Genomic DNA, 15,031 nt, shown 5'->3' on the forward strand with positions numbered 1-15,031 from the left:
CTTCGATCTGCTAGAATTTTCAATAGGTTATCCCATCACAGACTAGGAGCGCTGATCATGAACACAATATCGAACGAGCATTTCCAGAACGAAACGATTGCATTTGATGGTTTTAGCTTTATCGGCTGTACGTTTACTAACTGTGTGATTATAATAACGACATTGAATTTCAATTTCGAACACTGTTCCTTTTTCGAGTCATCGCTCCATGTCAATCCGAATCTGTCTATATTCTCTATCTCGCATAAGCTCTCTCAATCGACCTACGATTCAGATACGACCTGTGTTCGCAACGATTACAAATATCCGCAAACCGTTGTTGAGCTGCCAGCGGCAATAACCCAGCTGTAATCCATCCAAAGGGGCAGACGTAAATGTCGGTTTTGGAAATATGAGTTAACGCTTTTTGCGAAATGTTAGACTAAAAAGAACCATCGGCGCCACTTTTGAAAGCGGCGCTGATGGTTCTTTTTGTGCATTTTAAGGGATAGGCTTGCTCACCTTACCCGTATGGGGCAACACCGCTGCATCTAACCGTTCATCATTCGGCTCGCCAAGCGCTCAATTCTCAGCATCAACTCCTGCATATGGAATGGTTTAATGACGTAATCGTCTGCGCCGATCTCCAAAGCTTGAATAATGTCCTCCTTTTGATTGCGGGCTGTCAGCATGACAATAAGCAGCTGCTGCTCGGGATAACTTTCGCGCAGCTCTCGCAGGACATCCAATCCATCAAGCTCAGGCATGGATCCATCCAGCAGTATCATATACTTCTCGCCATCTCTATACCACTCTGAGGACAAAAACGTCTTGCCGTCTTCGAACCCAAAAGCTTTAACCTTCGTATGGGATGTCGGCCTCCATTCAGAGAAACGACTAATGAGAATATYTCTAATTAGCGGATCATCATCCACAACGATAAGATTAAGCAAAGCTTCCGATTTCTTTTCTTGTATATCCGTTGAATAGATCATGGTTTGGTTTCGGCCAGCCCTTTTGGCGCTATAAAGCGCGTGGTCTGCTTGTTCGATCCATTTTTCAGGCTCACTGTTGTTTTCTGCCAGCTGTGCGATGCCTGATGAGAAAGTAACTTGAAAAGTTTCTTCCCCAGTCCGGAATTTAATGTGGTTAAATTGTTTGCGGAGCTTATCGACTATGCTAGTCGCCCCAATGCTGTCGAAGTAAGGCAGTATGAGCGCGAACTCCTCACCGCCATACCGGCAAAATATACCTTTTGCTGCGGTGACTTCGCGAGCTGTTGCTGCAAACGCCTGCAGCACTTCGTCTCCTTTTAAGTGCCCGTATTCGTCGTTGACATGCTTGAAATAATCCAAATCAAGCATGACGAGCGAAAATAGATCATTTTTATGTGTGAATGCATCTATTTGTTGTTTGATCACATGATTGAAATGTTTGCGGTTGAACGCGCCGGTTAACTCATCGAGCGTGATAGATCGATCCCAGTCCATTTTCATCATGAAGCGATTATCAATTAGCGCTGTCAGCAAGCCCACATCAAATGGCTTCGCAAGGAAGTCCATTGCACCTGAGCGATAAGCGTTAATCTGGTTTTCAACGGTAAAATTACCGCTAACCATCATGATTGGAATATGCTCAAGCTTTGCTTTCTCAACGATTTGAAGCAGCACTTCCATTCCGCTTTGATCAGGCAGCACAATATCGAGAAGGAGGAGACATGGTTTCCATTGGTAAAACAATTTCAAACCTCGTTCGGCAGTTAGCGCAATGGACACCTGGTAGTCGCTTTTTTCCAAAACCTCTTTGACATAGGTGACAAATTCCACATCATCGTCTATGACCAGCACTCGTTTGTGATCGTTCAGACTGTCTTGGCTGGTTTTCAAATAAACGTCATCCGTATGGCTACGATTGGGGAGCTCTACCTGTGTTTGGACAGGTGTGATCATGCTTCTTAAAGGAATGAGATGCTCAGACCATTCGGTCCGTGACAATGTATTGTCGCTTCTTTCAGCGAATAGTTGTTCTTTGGACTCTGAGAATCTTTCTATCTCTACTAGTCCAAGCGTTCCGCTCGTTCCCTTAAGATTATGAAAAAAACGATGGATTTCCTGTTCCTCCACAACCGTTTGGCTCGTCCATTCATCGATGGTTTGGATAATTCGTTGCTGGATGAGCTGAATATACTTTTCCGTTTTCATAGCCTTAAACTCCTTCAATTATCGCAGCAAGCGTGAAATAGCTGCACTTAGTCTTCCAGGCAAATAAGGCTTGACTAAAAATTCTGTAATTCCCCATTGCGAGGCTTTTTCTTTTTCTTCGAATGCGCTTGAAATGATGATTGGCAAATTCAATAAGAGATCCGTTTTTTTAATTTTGCTAATCAAATCCCAACCGGTAACGCCAGATTCGAGCATGAGATCAACGACTACAATATCAGGGTTCAGCTCTTCAATGGCATCAATCGCTAACGCGCCTTCTTTGAATAAATGAACCTGATAGCCGCTTGCGAGAAGTTCGTCGCTGAGCAGCGTCGCTAAATTATTGTCATTCTCAACAAGCATGACTTGTATGGATGTTTCATCCCATGCTGCTATGTTAAACTCTTCACTTATTATGGGGTTTGGCTGCTCAGCAATGGGCAGTGTAACGGTAAAGCTGCTTCCTTTGCCGAATTCGGATTGCACCTCGATTTTACCCTCATGCTTCGCAATAATTTCCTTTACGATAGCTAAACCTAGCCCTGTTCCTCCAATTTCTCGGCGATCTGAATTATCTACTCTATAAAACTTATTGAACAAATTTTTCATTGCTTCTGGCGGGATACCAAGTCCATGATCCTCGATTTGAATAAAATATTGATTATTATTAATGCCGCTAACAATATCGATATGACCGCCGTTTGGCGAATATTTAATGGCATTGCTAAGCAAATTAATGATGACTTGGTGCATTTTATCTCGATCTGCAAGCACAATCGTGCTCGGCGCATCATGTCTCGCGTTTATTTGATGGGTAGGCGCCGATAACTGCTGTGTGTCAATCGCATCGGTTATTAATGGCGTTAATGATAAAAGCTTCAATTCATAGGTTTGTTTGCCCGACTCCATTCTTTGCAAGTCCAGAAAATCATTAATTAATGTCGTTAACCTTCTAGCTTCCTGATGGATCGTGGATATGTATTTGTGCTGGCGTTCTGGTTTAAGTTCCCTGTGCAGCAATAGCTCGGCAAAACCGAGTACGCTGGCAAGCGGTGTTCTTAGTTCATGGCTAACGGTGCTCACGAACTCGGATTTCATCCGGTCAACCTCATATTCCTTCGTAATATCCCGGTGTACAAGCAGCAGGCCGAATTTAGTCCCATTGCGGTATAGCGGCTCGCAATAGAGCTGGATAAACCGTCTCTCCGGCTCAATCACTTCATAGGTAATACTACGCATACCTTGATAATGACCATATTGGACAAGACCCTCGATAAACGGAATAAGCAACTCAGATTGAGCGACAACAGCGCGAATATGGTTTTTAAATTGTTCATCGCTCATCATCATCGTTTGCTCTGTATCTGTGAAAAACGGCAAAATATCAGACATTTTACGGTTGATTTGGCGAGTTGAACCATCTAAATCAATTAATTGTATACCTTCTTGAATCGTATCAAGCATATCGCTGGTCATCAAACGCTGCTTCTCCGACATTTCGTAAAGCTGCAGCTTGTCAAAGGCTAAGGATACCTGCGTCATCAATCCTGCGATTTCGACCTCTTCCTGCATGGAAATTCCGCGATTCACTTTCGTGATTACAACGCAAGCTACGATTTCTTGGCTTGCATTTAGAATAGGAAGTACAAGATCAGTCGCCTTCATCGAACTTTCATGGTATCCTTTTTCGCCGACATTACAATCCCTTATGATGCTGTACGATTTTTTCGTTTGCATGGCTCTCAGCAGAATGCCATCATTTACGTTTTCAATAAACTGTAACGCCGCATCTTCTGAAATGCCAACTGAAGCATATTCATGCTCACGATCCATTTTGACGATGATGCCTTTATCACTTTCGGTAATGGACACGATATTTGTAATAATGCTCTCTAGCAGCTCAGTCTGATCAAGTGTACTCGAAAGCGATTGAACGAACTTATTTCGCTTTAACAAATATTTTTCATTCTGCTCCATCACTTTAACAGCTAATTGCAGTTCTTCCTGCTGAGCTTGCAGCTCATCCTGCTGGGCAATAAGCTCCTCGTTCTGTGCAACAAGTTCTTCTTCTTTGCCTTGAATTTGGGCCAGCATCCTATGGAATGTACGTGCCAGCTCTCCTAACTCATCAGCTCTATCTTTCAGATCAACTTCGGTATATTCGCCGTTAGCAAAGTTGCGAGCTTGGCTAGTCAGTGTCATTAAGGGCACGCCGATTGCCTTGGCAACCCTTCTCGTCAACAATGAGGATAGCACTAATATAAATACGATATAGGCAATGAATAATAATGCTTGATACGATAGCCGTTCGATTAATTGATCATTTTTTTGTTCGGCAATCAATCTCACTTGCGATTCCAGATCATGCGCATATGTAATGAGCTTGTTCACGGGATTATCCTCGCCTGCGGATATAAGGACTCGCAACGCTTGATAATCCTCAGACTTCGAATATTCAATGGCTTTGGGTAAAAGCTCGTCAAAATAATTAGTGAAAAAGTTTTCGATGTTCAGCATGACTTCTTCTTCAGAAGCGGTTAGCTTCAGTTTTTTTATTTCCACCAAATTTTCATCCAATAGCGCTTTTTCAGCGAAAATTTGTTCATACTCATAATCCGATAAATAAACATAATACCCACGGGCTCTTAAAATAACTTCGTTGGAATGATCGGCGATTTCCGAGACGAGCTCTTGCTTCTGTCTTAGCAATGTGGTTTCAGCTGTATAACTCTTCAAGGTTAATACTGCACTTACTAAAACAAACACGGCACCGAGCAGTATTAGAGACAAGGAGAGCACCATCATGGCCACAAATTGTCTTGTAATTCGTTTATTCAAATAGCGGCGCAGCTTACCCACGAAGCATCTCCTCTACTTTGTCGATCAGCTCCAAAGGGCTGAAGGGCTTGGACATGAATCCATCTGCACCCGCATGAAGCACCTTCTCCTGCTCTGACTGCTGGCTCTTCGCGGATAACATTAATATTTTGGCGTTCTGCCTGTTTTCGAGCCGTCTTGTTTGTTCGATTACTTCGATTCCAGTCATTTTTGGCATCATATAATCCAAAATGATCAGATCAAACTTTGTTTCTCTTATTTTTTGCAGCGCTTCTTCCCCGTCCGCCGCTTCATCAAGCTTATAACCTTCATCTTCGAGCGTATCTGCTATGAGCATCCGTAAGATCGGCTCATCCTCAGCAATAAGCAATGTTTTCATTTTTGATATCCTCCGCTATTTTCTCGTTTGTTTTTCGACATTTCACGCCAAATTACAACAATCACATAATTCATTCGACATTTTATTATGAATTCCTTTGTACTCTACATTTCTTACTTACAGCAATCGGTGTGACTCCACCAACAAAAGAAAAAACAGACCGCAATGACGGCCTGTTTAAATAGGGTTCGTTATCTTGATTTCACGATAATCTTGCGGATGCTCTCGCCTGACAAATGATATTTCCGCTCCAGGTCAGCGACTGACCATCCGTTTGAATAATAAAGATAAATTTCCTTATTGCGTTCCGCCAGAAGCTTGCGAGTTCCGCTCACTTCACCCCAATGGGCTCTTTGCTCCGCGAGTTTTGGTACGTAAATTAAGTCGCCTTGAATGTATTTTTGCAGCTCTTGCAACAAACTAGGGGGAAGCACATCTCTCCCATTTTTGTAGTTCACTATAGACGTCCTCCTTGAAAATGCTCATCTTTGTAAGATTATTGGATTTCGTTGTCATCAACATTTTTTACTTCCTCCCTTCGATTTTTGGTAAACCTCATCTTCATATAATCAAAAAAGCGATGGATGCTGATCCCGACCTCTCAGCTTTTTTCGCCCTGTACTCTGTCATTATATTGTAAGCCTTTTCGGTTGACAAGAAATGTTTGACAATATTTCCATCCTAGCACTTTAACGAAATAAAAGGAGACCTTTCGGTCTCCTTCATATGAGCGATCTCCGACTAAACGGAGATCACCTCCAGGTTGTTAATCAATTCGATCAGCTCCTTTCCTATTCATTTGTCGGCCCGACTTCATCAGTATATATCCAAATGCATCACCGTCGATAGTGAAAAAACAGCTATAAATAATCTTTACCAGCGATCCCGCTGTCAAGTTAAAAATTGCCGTTTATTTATCATCACTTTTTAATAAAGACGATTTTTATCAGTAATGGCAAGGGTTTGTTTCCTCATAGGTAATTGTTGGGTTTTTAATCTATGTTATGGTATTTCTAGGCGATTCACTAGATTCACAATCCAAGGAGGAACAACATGATTAACATGACGAACAGCCGAATGAAGAAAGCCATTGCAGGTATAGGAATTAGCTTGTCTATCGCTATATGCGCAGGATCCATTGCAATGCCCCAATCAGCGCACGCAGCGACAGCATCAAGCTCCTCAAAAGTAAGCAGCATGGTTTCCATTGGGAAGAAATATATCGGCGTGCCTTATAAATTCGGAGCCAAATCAGGCATTACAAGCTCCTTTGATTGCTCATCCTTTACACAGTACGTGTATAAAAAAGTAGGAGTAAGCCTGCCAAGATCGTCTAAGCAGCAAGCAAAGTCAGGCTCGTACGTATCTAAAAGCAATCTGAAAGCAGGAGATCTTATATTCACCGATACGAATCGTGACGGCAAAATTAATCACGTCAGTATTTATATTGGCAACGGCAAGCTGCTGCATACGTATAGAGTCGGTGTTGGCGTAACGATCTCCAACTTCAAGGGCAGTACGTGGGACAAGACCTACGTCACGGCGAGAAGAGTAATTAAATAGGATAAGAGGGTGCTATCCCAGCCGGATAGCACCCTCTTTATCCTTTATTCAAGCAAGCCAAGCATTTTTAATCCATACATAATTCCGTCTTCCGTAACATCCTTTGTTACATAACGAGCAGCCTGCTTTACTTCATCTGGAGCGTTCCCCATCGCTACGCTATGATGAACATGCTGCAGCATCTCCAGGTCATTGATTCCGTCGCCAAATGCATAGATATCCTCGCTTTTAAAGCCGGATTTTTCAATTAATGCCTGAATGCCAATGGCTTTCGAGCCTCCTGGAGGAAGAACATCGCTTCCAAACCGATGCCAGCGAATGAAGCCGAGCTCAGCAAAGCCTTCTTTGTAGTAGCCTTCATCCTCCTCTTTGCAATAAAGAAGACATTGGTAAATGGATTTATCTATGTGGTAATCCGGCTCAAGCGGCGGCAGTCTCTTACGCAAGGCCTCGTCAGCTTCGTTCGGATAAGCCGTTTGATGCGAGCTTGAACGCATGCCTTCCGGCGTCATATACACCAATGGATGATTATTTTGTAGCGAAAGGGCAGTAAGCTCTACAATTCTGGCGGGATCGATGGGATGGCTGTATACGACCTCGCCGTTATATACGGCATACGAACCGTTAAAGCTAACATATGATTCGATTTTTAATGCTTCGGAAACAGGCTTTAACATAAATGGCCCTCTGCCCGTGGCAATAACCAGCTCATGTCCCGCCTTTTGCAATTGCTCAATCGCATCCTTTGTTGAAGGCGGGATTTTTTTTTCGTGATCAACCAGAGTTCCGTCTATATCAAAAAAAATGAGCTTTTTATTCATCATATTTGCCTCAGTTCTCGATTGCTTTTGTTCTATTATAGCTTATTTCATGTGAACGGATGCATCCGAGGCAAATAAAAAGCTGATTCCATCATGCATCTGCTGCATCGATAGAGAGACAAGATTACGCGGCGAGCGATTTCCATGAGCCTTCCAGGCATTGCGGCTGCGACTTTTGACGAGCCGTTTTTAGTTTTATGCGTGTCGTTTTGCCCATTAACAAAGGTGCCTCCGCCATATCTCTTTGTGCCAGCTCGATTAATAACGAAATATCACCGGCATGATAGGCTATCGCCATTACGCGCAGCCATTGCGTCCACTCCTCTTCCTTAGGAAGCGGTATTTTGCCGGACTCAAGCTCGGCTCTTGCTGCTGTTAACGCATCACGGGCTCGGAATAAAGCGGCTTTTACGGCACCATCCGTTGTACTCAGCATCTCCGCGGTCTCTGCTATGGAATAATGAAACACCTCGCGAAGCAGGAATACCTTTCGCTGTATAGGCGACAAATGCCGGATCAACGCATATAGCGGTTCTTCGCAATCCGTTACATATTGATCCTTTCTGGCATCCGAATTTATAATTCGTTCTATAATCAAACGATGCGAATGATTTCTCCGCAATTGATCAATCCAAATATTTTTGGCAATACGCAGAAGAAACGCTTCTGGATTGGCATGTGCGGCAGCTAATATAGTAGGCATGGCTCTTAACCATGTATCCTGTACGAGATCATCAGCATCCCAGCTTGATTTCGTTAGCGAGAGGCAATAGCGATGCAAAGTCGCATATAACGCTTCAAGCATGCTTTTTTGTTCATTCCCTTCGATCGTCGGCGACCATTCAGCTACCTTCATTCCTCTGCCTCCCTCGATTAAGGTTATCTCCATTCCATCCAACGGATAGAAAAGCGCTTATGATGTAAACGAATGAAACGGTCGAAAAGTTACGCAAACGGTGAAAAAAACGCCGTATCTTTTAGCGGCCATTGTTCGTTTACCTTACGAGTCCAAAAGTAACCAAGGAGGATAAACGAATGAATAACTTTGTTCCTTATGTAGTCGAGCAATCAAGCAGAGGTGAAAGATCCTATGATATTTATTCCAGATTGCTGCGGGATCGTATCATTTTTCTCGGTTCAGCGATTGATGACTCTGTTGCAAACAGTATTATTGCCCAGCTGCTGTTTCTAGCTGCCGAGGAGCCGGATAAAGAAATATCGATGTACATTAACAGCCCCGGTGGCTCTACCTCAGCTGGCTTTGCTATTCTGGATACGATGCAGTTCGTTAAACCGCCCGTTCACACGATCTGCACTGGTTTTGCGGCCTCCTTCGCGGCCATTCTGCTGCTAGCCGGAGAGAAAGGACATCGATCTGCACTGCCTAACAGTGAAATTATGATTCATCAGCCGCATGGCGGCGTGCAAGGGCAAGCAAGCGATATTGCGATCAGTGCGGCCCGTATCCTGAAGATTCGCGCCAAGCTAAACCAGATTAGTTCAGAACGCACTGGACAGCCGATTGAAAAAATTGAAAAGGATATGGATCGAGATTATTATATGTCATCGGAGGAGGCGTTGGAATACGGTATCATCGATAAAATCGTCACTTCGATGTAGCAATCAAGCTCTTATGGATCCAGACTGCAGCTTGACTCCCGTCCCCCATCGCTAAAGTGACCATTTCGGAGTGGGCAATGACATCGCCTGCTGCCCAAACATTTTTAACGTTAGTCTGCTTCGTACGAGGGTCAACGATAATATGGTTGTTTTTCATGAGCTCAACACCTAGCTGATTGGCCAGACTGGAGCGAACCTCATTGCCTCCGAATGCGACAAAGCAGCGGGACCGCAGGATGACGGAGCCATCTTGAAGGGCTACTCCGTTGAATTGCTCACCCTTTGCCAACACCTCGCGAATAGCTTGATTATGAAAGGCAATACTTCGCTCATTCAGTTCAGCCAGCAGCGAGTCATCAATCGGTGAAAGCTCATGGTTCACATAGATGATGTCGGACGTCCAGTGGGTAAGCGCAAGAGCCATTCTCGCGCCTGCATTGCCCGCACCAAGCACCAAAATAGCCGAATCCCTTACCTCATATCCATCGCAGTCCGGACATACAAAAACACTAATCCCCATGCACGGAACCAGCATGGGGAAATCAGGTATGCGGTCTTTAACGCCTGTAGCAAGCAGAATTCGTTCTGCTCGGAACGTACGACCGTCTACTGTATTTAATAACCAAGAATCGCCTTCGCGCGCTGCCTGAGCAACCTTTCCTTGAATAAACACCGTTCCAAGCTGCTCAGCTTGCAGCTTCCCAGAAGCAAGCAGCTCCGGTCCGCTCACGCCGTTTGGAAATCCGATTAGATTATGATAGTTTTTGCATAGGGAAGATCTGCCGTCGCCAGCATCGATTATGGCAACAAGGTGACGATATCTTCCCAGCTGTATGGCAGCCTGTAGACCGGCTATCCCTCCGCCTATGATAATGCACTCGAACTTCATCGGTTCCCTCCATTCCCCTCAAAGCCCTGGGTAACATGAATATTTGTATATCCATCTAGTATCCATGCGAATCCAGTCCCTTATTCAAGAAAAGCCGTTTATCCTTAAACAGAAATCCCTGTACGACGATTTAACCCGTTTTTTCTTCGTTTAATCAGCTCCGGCAGTGCGACTCCGACTAACACAACGACCACGCCGATCCATTGGAGTGCGCTAACATGCTCGTTCAGTACGAAGGATGACAGCAATACAGCTACCGGCAGCTCAGAAGCGCCTAGAATGCCTGCCATTCCTTCTCCGATATGGGGAACGCCAATCGCAAACAGGACAGGCGGAATAAAGGCTCCGAACATGCCGAGCAGAAAGCCATACAGCAGCAAATCTCCCCATAGCTGGCCGTTAAATAAAAATGTCGGCGGGAATAGAATAAACACAAGAACCAATCCGCCCGTAATCATCCAAGCACTGCGATATGCAGGATGGACGGAAGGCACCGCTTTGCCGCTAAATAAGATAAACATCGAGTAGCTTGCCGCAGACAATAGGCCTAATACGACACCCATAACATTAAAATTTCCCGTTCCCTGTTCCATAATGCCAGCAGCAAGCATCGTTCCTCCAAATAAGATGGCAATGGTGAAAAGCATGATTCCGCTAGGACGTTTTCGCTGCCCGACCGCTTGGATCAATACGCCGATCCATGTAAACTGGAATAACAATATGATAGCGAGCGACGCCGGGATATAACGCAGCGACTGATAATATAGCAGACCTGTTATCGCCGTAGGTGCTCCTGCTGCCATCAGCAGAAGCCGCTGCTTCCATGTTAGACGAGTGGAAACCGCTATAGGCTTATTGCTCGACTCCATCTTTTTGCTATTGTTCCATTTCTCACGCCATTTCATGATGAATGTCAGAATCCAGGCAAGGATAAAGCCAGTCAGCAATTGACTTCCGACTACTTCTCCCAGTTCATAACCTTTACCATACGCAAGTACTACGATCGTGGACAAAATCCCGTAGCTTGCCGCACCCAAAAATACAGATATCATATACTTCATCTTACTGTAAGCACCTCTCTTGTTCATTTGATTCAAAGACTTAAACGCAAAAAATCCTAACTAGGAATACAAGATCATCGCGTAATGATCGCATATTCGTAGTTAGGAAGTTAAGGCTTCCCGTAGAAACCCTCACCCTGCTTGATCCTATAATGTCGTGAGGTTATACGAAGCTATTTAGTTGGAAATCCATTTCATAAGCATTATGAATGTTACATGACAAGTAAGGTTAAGTCAATAGGTATTTCACTGGAAGAGCTAAGTTTCATCTCATTTTACTAAAATCGTCGATATGATCGCCCGCTTCTTATGCTATGATAGGAAAACATGATTACGGATATCGGATGGAGTGAGATGGCATGGGTACTATTGTTCGGAATGGAACGGTTCGTTCTGTTTGCCCTTTTGATTGCCCTGATACATGCGGGCTCAGTGTGACAATTGAAGAAGAAAAAATAACTAAAATAAATGGCGATGCGGCACATCCTGTTACTCGCGGTGCAATATGCAATAAAGTAAGGCAGCTAGGTGACCGCGTGTACCACCCTGAACGGCTTCTCTACCCGATGCGTCGCAAGGGACCTAAAGGAAACCTGGACTTCGAGAGAATAACTTGGGAAGAAGCCTACGATGAAATTGCCAAACGCATGACGGCAATCATAACGAAGGATGGGCCGCAAGCGATTTTGCCGTATAGCTTCTATGGCAATATGGGCGTATTGAATGCGGAAGGAATGGATCGGCGTTTTTTCCATCGACTCGGCGCAAGCAGGCTCGACCGGACCATTTGCAACGCGGCAGGATCAACAGGCTATGCATATACAATGGGCGGCTCCATCGGCATAGACCCGGAAGAGACGGTTCATACGAAGCTATTCCTTATCTGGGGCTGCAATTTAGTATCGACGAATATGCATCAAACCATGCTGGCAAACGAAGCGCGAAAAAACGGCGCAACAATCATTCACATAGACGTTCATCGCAACCGAACTACTGCGTGGGCAGATCAGTTCATCCATTTGCGCCCAGGCACAGACGCTGCTCTCGCACTCGGAATGATGCATGTCATTATTCGAGACGGGCTTGCGGATCAAGCCTTCCTAGAACAGCACGCAATTGGATACCAAGAGCTTGCCGCTCAAGCATTGTCATATACGCCTGAATACGTTGCAGGCATTACTGGTGTACCAGCTGAGCAGATCGAGGAGCTCAGCCGCTTGTACGGAAAAACCTCTCCTTCTTTTATTCGTATCGGCAACGGTCTGCAGCATCATGACAATGGCGGCATGGCCATAAGAACCATTGCGTGCTTGCCTGCCCTGACGGGCCAATGGGGTGTTCGTGGCGGCGGCGCGCTGAAAGGCAACAGCTGGTATTCACGCCTTAACGTCGACCAAATCGAGAGGCCGGATTTAATGCCGGATCCAAGCGTGAGAACGATAAATATGAATCAGCTTGGGGATGCACTTCTTGATTCGTCTTCCCCTGTGAACATGCTGTTTGTCTATAACAGTAATCCAGCAGTCGTAGCTCCCGATCAGAACCGCGTTCGCAAAGGCCTTATGCGGGAGGATCTTTTCACCATCACGCATGATTTATTTCTGACTGACACCTGCAAGTATGCGGATATTGTGCTGCCGGCTACTTCCCATTTCGAGAACCTGGACTTGTATACCTCCTATTGGCATCTCTATTTGCAGCTTCACGAGCCTATTATGGAGCCAATGGGAGAATGCAAGTCAAACTTTACGCTGTTCAAGGAACTAGGGCTGCGTCTCGGCTTTGAGCATGAGGCGTTTGCTGTTACGGAGGAACAAATGATTCGAGAAGCGCTGGACAGCAAGCATAATTCGTTCCTTTCGGGAATGACGTATGAAGCACTGAAGTCGCAGTCTTGGATGAAGGCCGGCGGGAATTCGCTGCCTGCTGTAACCTCATTAATTCCTACGCCATCTGGCAGAATCGAACTTTATTCCGAGCAGATGCTGCTGGATGGTTATTCCCCCCTTCCTACGCATTCATCTTTGATAGAGCCTGAGACCTATCCTTTCTTGCTTATGACGGGACCGAATCATAGCTTTATCAACTCGACCTTCGCAAACCAAGAACGGCTTCAGAAGCTGGAGAAGGAGCCACTGCTGCATATGCATAGCAAGGACGCTGCAGCTTTAGGCATACAGGACGGAGAACGGGTAAAAGTACGAAACGATCGTGGTGAGGTCGAGCTCAGACTGCGCGTAGGTAGCGACGTGCTTCCAGGTGTTTTGGTCACGCAAGGACTTTGGTGGGATAATCAGCGTAAAGGGCATCAAGCAGTCAATGCACTCACGCCTCAGCGTCTGGCGGATATGGGCGGCGGAGCCACTTTCTTCTCCAATCGCGTCGAAGTTGTTAAGCTGAAGACGACTTAATCGATCAAAAATCGTTGTAAATAAATAACCTGTACTCCGATTCATGCGGAATACAGGTTGTTTGATTCGATCTCATTCAGTAAGCAATACCAACACGCTCGCGGATGTGCTTCTCATTCCTATAGACATCAACCGCAAATGCAGCTGTATCAGCAAACGAAATAGCGGTTCCGCCGCTTGGCAATACATCCTTGCGAACACGAAATTCACCACTGCGCTCTTCCTCGACGAGCCTAGTCGGACAAATGACCGTCCAGTCTAAATGCTCCGATTGAAGGAGCTTGTTATAGACGGATTCATGCTCTATTGCCGCGTCGTGGTTAATCCGTTTATTCTCAACAGACTGATATCTATACAGATGGGGCTGCGCTTCACTTTGTAGGATGCCCGCGGTTCCAATGGTAACTAGCCTTTTGATATTATGCCGCTGCATAGCATCGATTACATTTGCCAACCCCGTTAGCAATGTTCCGTTTCCTTCTGTATTAAGCGCGCATATTACGCCTCTCACGCCAATCATCGCCTGAAAGACATCGTGAGGCTCACGTACATCGCCAAGAAAGCTTCCGGGCAGCATTTGATCCTCAGCGCGCACAAATCTTCGATATGTAGCTTCCTGCTCCGCCAAATAACGCGCGATATATTGCCCAGTTTTACCTGTAGCTCCAATTAATAAAAGCTCAATAGTAACCAATCCTTTTTTCGATGTAAAACCAATTATGATTGCATTCTCGTTTCATTCCCATTTTCCAAGGATTGAGCTTCAAACTGGGACGGGTTAACGATTTTTCGCAATAAATGCATGGGTCCGTCCCCGTTATCAAAGTCAAAAACATGCAGCCTTTCATACCCTCTTCTCTCGTACATCGCAAGAAGCCATGGATGCTTCTCGGCAGTTGCAAGCGTGACTGCGGCTGCTCCGACTTTCTCCTTTATTATGGTTTGCTCAAGCCAGCTAAGCAGTTTGTTGCCGATGCCCACTCCTTGATAAGCAGGGTCAACGGCAAACCATTTAATAAACGGAAACGTCGTAATCGACTTCACCTCATCGCCTTTAGATAAGGTAACCGTCGCAGCAATTTCACCGTCAACCTCCAGAACATAGCACTCATTCGAAATAATATTATCTTGAATCAATGCCAGATCGGCATGCGCAGCCGGCCAATGCAGCTCAAGCTCTCTGATCGTCACGTAAGCCTCATATACGACATGAAGAAGTCTCTCCGCATCTTCTAATTGAGCTAATCGATATACCTCGCTCATTATGTC

14 protein-coding genes and 1 riboswitch are annotated in these 15,031 nt (G+C 45.1%); of the genes, 4 read left to right on the top strand and 10 right to left on the bottom strand.

Translation table 11 applies throughout. The annotated features are described in order from the left end of the window. The first annotated feature begins 57 nt into the window (after positions 1-57). Entirely contained in the window at positions 58-351 is a 294-nt protein-coding gene (locus AB4Z29_RS07735; RefSeq protein WP_441942492.1) for a hypothetical protein, read from the top strand. Between the two features lie 179 nt (positions 352-530). Here the strand turns inward: AB4Z29_RS07735 and AB4Z29_RS07740 are convergent, their stop codons facing one another. The 4 genes from AB4Z29_RS07740 to AB4Z29_RS07755 all read right to left on the bottom strand — a co-directional run bounded on the left by AB4Z29_RS07740 (position 531) and on the right by AB4Z29_RS07755 (position 5,855). Further along, positions 531-2,180 (bottom strand): GGDEF domain-containing response regulator, encoded by a 1,650-nt coding sequence (locus tag AB4Z29_RS07740; RefSeq protein WP_441942493.1) that lies wholly within the window; start codon positions 2,178-2,180, stop codon positions 531-533. Positions 2,181-2,198: 18 nt separating this feature from the next. Further along, positions 2,199-5,039 (bottom strand): ATP-binding protein, encoded by a 2,841-nt coding sequence (locus AB4Z29_RS07745; protein ID WP_441942494.1) that lies wholly within the window; start codon positions 5,037-5,039, stop codon positions 2,199-2,201. Continuing rightward, complete coding sequence (locus AB4Z29_RS07750; RefSeq protein ID WP_441942495.1) at positions 5,032-5,397, bottom strand: response regulator; 366 nt, start codon at positions 5,395-5,397, stop codon at positions 5,032-5,034. The genes AB4Z29_RS07745 and AB4Z29_RS07750 overlap by 8 nt, the downstream gene beginning before the upstream one ends. Before the next feature lie 191 nt (positions 5,398-5,588). Then, positions 5,589-5,855: a CD3324 family protein gene (locus AB4Z29_RS07755; RefSeq protein WP_183560607.1), complete on the bottom strand. Its 267-nt coding sequence runs from the start codon at positions 5,853-5,855 to the stop codon at positions 5,589-5,591. Between the two features lie 595 nt (positions 5,856-6,450). On the opposite strand from AB4Z29_RS07755, the gene AB4Z29_RS07760 reads away from it, so the two are divergent. Then, a complete protein-coding gene (locus AB4Z29_RS07760; RefSeq protein WP_441942496.1) occupies positions 6,451-6,960 on the top strand; it encodes a C40 family peptidase in 510 nt (169 codons plus the stop codon). Between the two features lie 44 nt (positions 6,961-7,004). Here the strand turns inward: AB4Z29_RS07760 and AB4Z29_RS07765 are convergent, their stop codons facing one another. Both AB4Z29_RS07765 and AB4Z29_RS07770 read right to left on the bottom strand, forming a co-directional pair. Next, entirely contained in the window at positions 7,005-7,784 is a 780-nt protein-coding gene (locus AB4Z29_RS07765) for a Cof-type HAD-IIB family hydrolase (protein WP_441942497.1), read from the bottom strand. A 121-nt stretch (positions 7,785-7,905) separates the two neighbouring features. Further along, positions 7,906-8,637 carry an RNA polymerase sigma factor gene (locus AB4Z29_RS07770; RefSeq protein WP_441942498.1) on the bottom strand — a complete coding sequence of 244 codons (732 nt, stop codon included), beginning with the start codon at positions 8,635-8,637 and terminating at the stop codon, positions 7,906-7,908. Positions 8,638-8,816: 179 nt separating this feature from the next. Here AB4Z29_RS07770 and clpP point away from each other — a divergent pair, with 179 nt between their 5' ends. After that, positions 8,817-9,401, top strand: a complete 585-nt coding sequence (gene clpP, locus AB4Z29_RS07775; protein WP_441942499.1) for an ATP-dependent Clp endopeptidase proteolytic subunit ClpP — start codon at positions 8,817-8,819, stop codon at positions 9,399-9,401. Here the strand turns inward: clpP and AB4Z29_RS07780 are convergent. Continuing rightward, a complete protein-coding gene (locus AB4Z29_RS07780; protein WP_441942500.1) occupies positions 9,388-10,290 on the bottom strand; it encodes an NAD(P)/FAD-dependent oxidoreductase in 903 nt (300 codons plus the stop codon). The genes clpP and AB4Z29_RS07780 overlap by 14 nt on opposite strands. Positions 10,291-10,394: 104 nt before the next feature. Then, positions 10,395-11,351 carry an EamA family transporter gene (locus tag AB4Z29_RS07785; RefSeq protein WP_441942501.1) on the bottom strand — a complete coding sequence of 319 codons (957 nt, stop codon included), beginning with the start codon at positions 11,349-11,351 and terminating at the stop codon, positions 10,395-10,397. Between the two features lie 79 nt (positions 11,352-11,430). Next, positions 11,431-11,542, bottom strand: a riboswitch (purine riboswitch). A 168-nt stretch (positions 11,543-11,710) separates the two neighbouring features. On the opposite strand from AB4Z29_RS07785, the gene AB4Z29_RS07790 reads away from it, so the two are divergent. Next, complete coding sequence (locus tag AB4Z29_RS07790) at positions 11,711-13,762, top strand: molybdopterin-containing oxidoreductase family protein (protein ID WP_441942502.1); 2,052 nt, start codon at positions 11,711-11,713, stop codon at positions 13,760-13,762. A gap of 76 nt (positions 13,763-13,838) precedes the next feature. Here AB4Z29_RS07790 and AB4Z29_RS07795 read toward each other — a convergent pair whose 3' ends face one another. Both AB4Z29_RS07795 and AB4Z29_RS07800 read right to left on the bottom strand, forming a co-directional pair. Then, the gene (locus AB4Z29_RS07795; RefSeq protein WP_441942503.1) at positions 13,839-14,456 is read right to left on the bottom strand and encodes an NAD(P)-dependent oxidoreductase; all 618 of its coding nucleotides are present in this window, start codon (positions 14,454-14,456) and stop codon (positions 13,839-13,841) included. Between the two features lie 23 nt (positions 14,457-14,479). After that, positions 14,480-15,025, bottom strand: coding sequence for a GNAT family N-acetyltransferase (locus tag AB4Z29_RS07800; RefSeq protein ID WP_441942504.1), 546 nt, complete (start codon positions 15,023-15,025; stop codon positions 14,480-14,482). Positions 15,026-15,031 lie beyond the last annotated feature (6 nt).

It is taken from the genome of Paenibacillus sp. 2TAB23 (genome assembly GCF_052115165.1).
In the GTDB taxonomy this organism is placed as follows: domain Bacteria; phylum Bacillota; class Bacilli; order Paenibacillales; family Paenibacillaceae; genus Pristimantibacillus.

What these genes read in the sequence shown, in the direction of transcription:
- clpP (WP_441942499.1), top strand. Translation starts at nt 8,817, where the DNA reads ATGAATAACTTTGTTCCTTATGTAGTCGAGCAATCAAGCAGAGGTGAA.
- AB4Z29_RS07750 (WP_441942495.1), bottom strand. Translation starts at nt 5,397, where the DNA reads ATGAAAACATTGCTTATTGCTGAGGATGAGCCGATCTTACGGATGCTC.
- AB4Z29_RS07785 (WP_441942501.1), bottom strand. Translation starts at nt 11,351, where the DNA reads ATGAAGTATATGATATCTGTATTTTTGGGTGCGGCAAGCTACGGGATT.
- AB4Z29_RS07765 (WP_441942497.1), bottom strand. Translation starts at nt 7,784, where the DNA reads ATGATGAATAAAAAGCTCATTTTTTTTGATATAGACGGAACTCTGGTT.
- AB4Z29_RS07760 (WP_441942496.1), top strand. Translation starts at nt 6,451, where the DNA reads ATGATTAACATGACGAACAGCCGAATGAAGAAAGCCATTGCAGGTATA.
- AB4Z29_RS07780 (WP_441942500.1), bottom strand. Translation starts at nt 10,290, where the DNA reads ATGAAGTTCGAGTGCATTATCATAGGCGGAGGGATAGCCGGTCTACAG.
- AB4Z29_RS07790 (WP_441942502.1), top strand. Translation starts at nt 11,711, where the DNA reads ATGGGTACTATTGTTCGGAATGGAACGGTTCGTTCTGTTTGCCCTTTT.
- AB4Z29_RS07800 (WP_441942504.1), bottom strand. Translation starts at nt 15,025, where the DNA reads ATGAGCGAGGTATATCGATTAGCTCAATTAGAAGATGCGGAGAGACTT.
- AB4Z29_RS07770 (WP_441942498.1), bottom strand. Translation starts at nt 8,637, where the DNA reads ATGAAGGTAGCTGAATGGTCGCCGACGATCGAAGGGAATGAACAAAAA.
- AB4Z29_RS07735 (WP_441942492.1), top strand. Translation starts at nt 58, where the DNA reads ATGAACACAATATCGAACGAGCATTTCCAGAACGAAACGATTGCATTT.